1 pseudogene is annotated in these 1,047 nt (G+C 58.4%); it reads right to left on the bottom strand.

The annotated features are described in order from the left end of the window. Positions 1-55 precede the first annotated feature (55 nt). Positions 56-985, bottom strand: a pseudogene (locus QPK31_RS26105) (IS5 family transposase). Positions 986-1,047 lie beyond the last annotated feature (62 nt).

Here is a 1,047-nt window from a genome sequence, read left to right as displayed (position 1 = left end):
GGGCTTTGTTGAGCAAATCGGGCGAAGGCCGAGCTGACGCTATTTGTGGCTCGTTTTATAACACTGGGATCGTAATCGGCGTACCCAGCCGAGTGAAGTGGTTCAGCACAGCCGCTCGCACCTGTAGTTCGGCGACTTGACGGTCGAAGTCGCGTGCCATGACGCGTTCTCCCAGCAGCTTGAAGCAGCGCATTTTTGTTTCGACAAGACTGCGCCGATGATAACCGCTCCACTTTTTCCAAATCGCCCGGCCCAATCTGCGCGTCGTATGCAGAATATCGTTGCGTGCATCCGCACCGCGGCGAGTTGTCTTCCACGGTTTGGCGTTCTTGCGCGTTGGGATGATGGCATGCGCGGCGCGCAAAGCAATCGCCTCATGGCAGTCCTTCGTGTCGTAAGCACCGTCGCCGCTGACGCTGGCAATCTTCTCCTCGACGGGAATCTGATCGAGCAGCGCTGGCAGAACAGGTGCGTCGCCGATGCTGTTGTCGGTCACCTCCATCGCCCGGATCTCGAGCGTGGACGCGTCGATTCCAAGATGCACCTTGCGCCATTGGCGACGATACTCCGCGCCATGCTTTTTCGTCTTCCACTCGCCTTCGCCCAGCATCTTGATGCCGGTGCTATCGACCAGCAGATGCAAGCCGGTCGTGGTCGGGACGGCGCCAATGGCCACTTGCAGCGTCTTCTGCCGACGGCTTACCGTGCTCTAGTCCGGTACCTGCCAGTCAAGTCCAGCCAGGTGCAGCAGGCTTTGCGTCATCCCCATGGCCTGACGCAGCGGCAAATTGAACAGGCATTTGATACTCAGGCAGAACTGGATCGCCTCGTCGCTGAACATCTGATTGCGGCCACGCTTGCCACTGGGCTGGCCATGCCAGTTCATCTTCGGATCAAGCCAGATGAGCAGCGAACCGCGTGACTTCAGCGCTTCGTTGTACGTCTTCCAATTGGTCGTGCGGTACTTCTGTGGAGCTGGTTTCATTCGTTCAGGCTACCAGACCTACAGGTTCTACGCTGGGCGAGCCTGATTTGTGCAACAAAGCC

This window comes from Massilia sp. YIM B02769, assembly GCF_030411995.1.
Classification (GTDB): Bacteria; Pseudomonadota; Gammaproteobacteria; order Burkholderiales; family Burkholderiaceae_D; genus Telluria.
This window is presented reverse-complemented; position numbering and strand designations above follow the sequence as displayed.